Annotated in this window: 7 protein-coding genes; 5 read left to right on the top strand and 2 right to left on the bottom strand. The window is 47.2% G+C overall.

The window, feature by feature from the left end; all coding sequences use genetic code 11:
* Positions 1-130: 130 nt before the first annotated feature.
* Together A9E74_RS13425 and A9E74_RS13420 are read left to right on the top strand one after the other, a co-directional pair.
* Positions 131-460 carry a hypothetical protein gene (locus A9E74_RS13425; protein WP_069297106.1) on the top strand — a complete coding sequence of 110 codons (330 nt, stop codon included), beginning with the start codon at positions 131-133 and terminating at the stop codon, positions 458-460.
* A 221-nt stretch (positions 461-681) separates the two neighbouring features.
* On the top strand, positions 682-897 hold the full coding sequence (locus A9E74_RS13420) for a TIGR02450 family Trp-rich protein (RefSeq protein ID WP_069297107.1): 216 nt from the start codon (positions 682-684) through the stop codon (positions 895-897).
* Here A9E74_RS13420 and A9E74_RS15105 read toward each other — a convergent pair.
* On the bottom strand, positions 882-1,076 hold the full coding sequence (locus A9E74_RS15105) for a small membrane protein YohP (protein WP_141696829.1): 195 nt from the start codon (positions 1,074-1,076) through the stop codon (positions 882-884). The genes A9E74_RS13420 and A9E74_RS15105 overlap by 16 nt on opposite strands.
* Positions 1,077-1,321: 245 nt before the next feature.
* A complete protein-coding gene (locus A9E74_RS13410; protein ID WP_069297104.1) occupies positions 1,322-1,735 on the bottom strand; it encodes a cupin domain-containing protein in 414 nt (137 codons plus the stop codon).
* Between the two features lie 290 nt (positions 1,736-2,025).
* On the opposite strand from A9E74_RS13410, the gene A9E74_RS14845 reads away from it, so the two are divergent.
* The 3 genes from A9E74_RS14845 (at position 2,026) to A9E74_RS13400 (ending at position 4,293) form a co-directional block, all read left to right on the top strand.
* Complete coding sequence (locus tag A9E74_RS14845; protein ID WP_245652179.1) at positions 2,026-2,169, top strand: hypothetical protein; 144 nt, start codon at positions 2,026-2,028, stop codon at positions 2,167-2,169.
* Complete coding sequence (locus A9E74_RS14840; protein WP_245652180.1) at positions 2,166-2,363, top strand: thioredoxin family protein; 198 nt, start codon at positions 2,166-2,168, stop codon at positions 2,361-2,363. Before A9E74_RS14845 ends, A9E74_RS14840 begins: the two co-directional genes overlap by 4 nt.
* Positions 2,364-2,445: 82 nt before the next feature.
* On the top strand, positions 2,446-4,293 hold the full coding sequence (locus tag A9E74_RS13400) for a lytic transglycosylase domain-containing protein (RefSeq protein ID WP_069297103.1): 1,848 nt from the start codon (positions 2,446-2,448) through the stop codon (positions 4,291-4,293).
* Positions 4,294-4,387: the final 94 nt, after the last annotated feature.

Below are 4,387 nucleotides of genomic sequence, written 5' to 3'. Positions count from 1 at the left end.
TGAATAACCACAACATTACGTTAAGCGCAAGCGATCAAACAAAGCCCTTAGCTTAATTTTAAGCATTAGGGTGGATAAGCCTGTCGACTTATGTGTTAAGCCGATAGAAAAGAGATTTTAAGGAAGTGGAATGACGAATTTCGATAAAAACTTTGAAAGTACTCGTTTAAGGATGCTTGCCCAGCAATATTCTGAGATAGTGAAGATAAAAGGCCAACTGATTTTTTGTGCTGACGACGAAAATCGTATGAGCCATGGAACTTGGACGCTGGAAGAAACTATGATCGACCAGGCCAAAGAATCAGGTTTTAAGTTGCATTTGATTGAACTTCTCGACAACTTCATTAGCTACAGAGGTCAATGTAATGAACTTCCTAAAAAGGAGGGAGTAGTTCGGTTTGGCGACGGTGAGCTAAATATTGAATGGTTACCGGATGGATCATCGCATCTTTCAAAATAAAGCTGTCCTTTATTATTGTTTTAATATGAAGAATCAAGGGGTCAGCCAACTTGATTATTCATAGAATCAATGTGGTCAGAGTGTTTGATTTTACTCTAAGCCACTATTTATGCAGCCGATGAAGAGTCATTATGTAAGGTATTTTAATGCTACCCGAAAACGCTCAGGCGGGAGTTTATTTACAATCGTGTCATGTTAACTTGTTGTCACCAGGCATTGCTATGAATCGAATAAACCCAGCTAAGCTACATAACAGTAAATGGACAGCGGTGAATCCGATAAAGCGAGAAAAGCATTTCCTAGTATCAGATATCGAGTTTGCCGAAGATGGCTTAGTTACCTCATGCAAATTGGAAGCGATTATTTCTAAGAAGCTCTATTCAATTAACTGGACGGAATTAAAAAACCAGGAAAAATGGATTCAGGGTTGGAAATAGCTATTGGCGGGGGCGGAACCAAAAGGGTCAAAGTATTTGGTTTTGAGATACTTTACCCCTTGATACCTTGAAAGCCGAGCATAAAACAGGGTTAAAAAAATCAACGCAAAAAGGCCGATCACGACTAGCAACCCGATAATAAAAATAATACCTACAACACTGCCCAAAAATTTAAACATGAATATCCCCCTCGTTGTTTTGAATGGATGTGGACCGATTTTGTCTGGCCCACGGATAACCCATATTTTCATACTTTTCACATAGAGAGCATTAACATCAGTTAACTTGTACCTTCCACCACGAGTAAAGATCTAATTCGTTTTTACGGGCTTTTTGGCGAGATGTAATCAAAAGAAATTACTATGAATCACGGGGGCAGCCAATTTGATTTAATTGCCTTTTGATTCTTTGAGCTAAACCGGCTTCACGGTAATTCAGCGTTAGACAATTCGGTACTGCCGACATACACCACAAGCAGGCTTACGGGTTCGCTGCCGGGGTTAAAACCAAAATGCACCACATTCTGAGCTTCCAGCAATGCCTCGCCCTGCTGGTATGTGCGCACGCCGTGGTCGCCATAATCCACCGAAATTACCCCGGACAACACATAGGCAAACATCGGGATCTGATGAATATGCGGCTTGCCAGCTTCACCCGGTGCCAGAGTAATGATATCTGAGGTAACACGAGGTGTTCCGCTTGGGTAGACCAGCGGCTGGCCCAACACATCAACTCCGCTCTGCAACAGATTCTGACCTTTGTAGGCCTGCTCATCTGCTATTGCATAACCCGTAGCAGCCAACAATACTGCTCCCAACCAGCTATTAAATCTCAGCATGCGAAACCCTCCATCTATCGATACAGAATATGAAAACTAGGTTTTGTTAATCTATCCATAGCCGCCGTTGTTGTAACTGAAATTACACCAATCAAGGTGTGAGGAATACAGTTTGTGATATACATCGCTGTATATCACTCATTCAGGGCTTGCGTTAAAAAATGCTCCTGACGTTTTTGTAGTCGTTCAACATAAATAATGAGCAAAGCTTCCGTATCCGGCTCAATTCAAAAGGTCAGATTCTGACCCTTGTGATTATTCTTGGTAATTTATAGTGGGGAGTAAAAGGAATGAAAACCAGTGATATTGGTTCTAACTCTGATTACGCAGAAGAAGCATTTACATTTGAACAAATTGGCGAGTCTTCCGGTGAAGTTTTACTTGAGTTTGGCGCGCCTGGTGTGGACATTGTCAGGCTGCAAGTTCGGCGATAAACGAAGTCGTAACTGAACATTCAGGACTACCCCATATTAAAATCTATGACGGAAAGGGCAAACGACTGGGCCGTGCTTTCAAGGTAAAGCTTTGGCCGACTTTGATACTGCTGCACGATGGCACGGAAGTGGATCGTCTCGTGAGGCCACTACGTTCTGACGAGGTTCGCCAATTAATTTCTAAACTCAACTAAAAGCACGGCATAATATTACAGGTCAGCATTTGGATTGGGCTCTGACCTTAAATCATCTCGCTTTTAACCATTGGAACATCGAATGAAACATATTGGGTGGCTGCTTTTCGTCTTGTACAGTTCGAACGCGCTGTCAGCGGGTGAAGTTGAAATCCCTTTGCTGGCTGAAACCGCTCATCTCCAGACGGCGATCAGTCGCGTCCTTGATTTCGATGAGAATGGCCAAAGCACAATTAGCAACGACCCATGCAACCGGGTTGAGTTGTCTGATATGGTGGTGGTGACCGATGGTGACCAATTGTCTGTGGGCATGGCATTAACTGCCACTACCGGTGGCTTCGTGCTCGGTGCATGCCGGGGACCTAAACCATGGCAGGGCCGTCTTGCATTGAAAATGACTCCCAAGGTTATGGCATCGGGACAGGCCATAGAATTTGTACCTGATTCGATCGAATTGTCGCGCCCGGATAGTACCCCCGGCATTTTGACCAAACCAGCTCAGCTCATTGCCGATGCGCTGGTGCTGCCGCGCATGAGGAGGGTACAAATTGACCTGGCCGGACCACTGAACGGCCTTGATGGATTGATCGTGCAAATGTTGGGTCAGGGTAGTGCGCAAGGTGGTGAGCAGTCCCTGATTCAGCGAACTCATATTACCCGCCTCCAGACTGAAGAAACAGGCATCAGGGCTTGGCTGGCTTTCCAGGTTCGTGCTCCTGAACCCGACGTTCTAGCGCCCGAGCCAACTTTTGACGACAGCGAGTTGGCTCAGTGGCAAACTCTTGAAGATGAGTTAGACGGCTTTCTGACTACCATTATTTCGGCGCTGGCCTACTCGACGGAGTCCCGTATCTTACGTCTTGAGTTACTCGGCGTGCTGCTGGACGCGCGACACGCGATTGCTGAGGCGCTGACGATCGATGATCCCGAATATGATCCGGTTCGAGAACTTTTCCTGACGACATGGGATCGGTTGCGGCCACTTATGAACGAACTTGAACGTCTGAAGACCCCAGGCTTGGAGGCTGATTTCAAGCTTGCTACGTTTATTGCGGGTGGTGACGCACTGCGTGCTCTTGACGCCCTCGGGCCTGAGTATGGATTTGAAATCACCCGTGACGGTCTGCGCAGGCTTGCTCGCTTGCTGCTCGCTGAATCGGCGCCGCCGAGTTTTACACCGTTGCCACTGGAGGTCGATCCGGAGTTTCGCGATTTGTTTGGATTAAATGGCCGAGACGAGGGTGTATTTTCACCAGTAGAATTGGCGGGACAGATCTCCGATGGTTTTAGCCGACTAGGGTCTTGGTTTTTTCCGGACGCTCATGCCGACAGTATCCCTCCGGCTGAGGCTTTAAAGGGGCTAGTCCCGCAACGGGATAACCTTAATGAATACCTTGATCTGGTCGCCAGCTTGCTGGAAGAACAGTCCAACGCCTGGCTGGCTGAAAACGATCGCTTGCCGGACAGAATGACAGAGCGACTCGATCCTTTGGTTCGTGCCACAGCATGGAAAGAATCCTGCTGGCGTCAGTTCGTCGGTTCGAGTAGCGAGCCCCAAGTGCTGCGTTCATCCGGTGGAGCAGTGGGCATGATGCAGATCAACGGACGGGTTTGGCGCAAGATCTACGATCTTGACCGCCTGGTTAATGAGGTCGACTACAACGTGAACGCCGGCATCGAAATTTTGACCTATTACATGATTGATCATGCGATCCGTAAAGGCGAGCACGAACAGCCCGGCGGTGATGACAATTTGATAAAGGCAACCTATGCCGCTTATAACGGCGGTCCGTCACACTTGGCACGATACCGACGAGAAGAAACCGCCGCCAGCTTGAAAGCCATCGACAATGCTTTCTGGCAACATTACACGACCATCAAGGCCGATAAATGGCCGGATATATCAAGCTGCTACTCGGTCGGTGGTTAACGACCAGAGAGCAAGGGCGGGGGACTACTCCATAGTCAGCCAGCGTAGACTCACTATAATGATGCTGCTGGAAATGTGATATTGAAGCTATAGT

Origin of the sequence: Methylophaga muralis (assembly GCF_001720165.1) — a bacterium.
Taxonomy (GTDB): domain Bacteria; phylum Pseudomonadota; class Gammaproteobacteria; order Nitrosococcales; family Methylophagaceae; genus Methylophaga; species Methylophaga muralis.
Note: the sequence above shows the minus strand (reverse complement) of the source record. Positions and strands in the feature narration are given on the sequence as shown.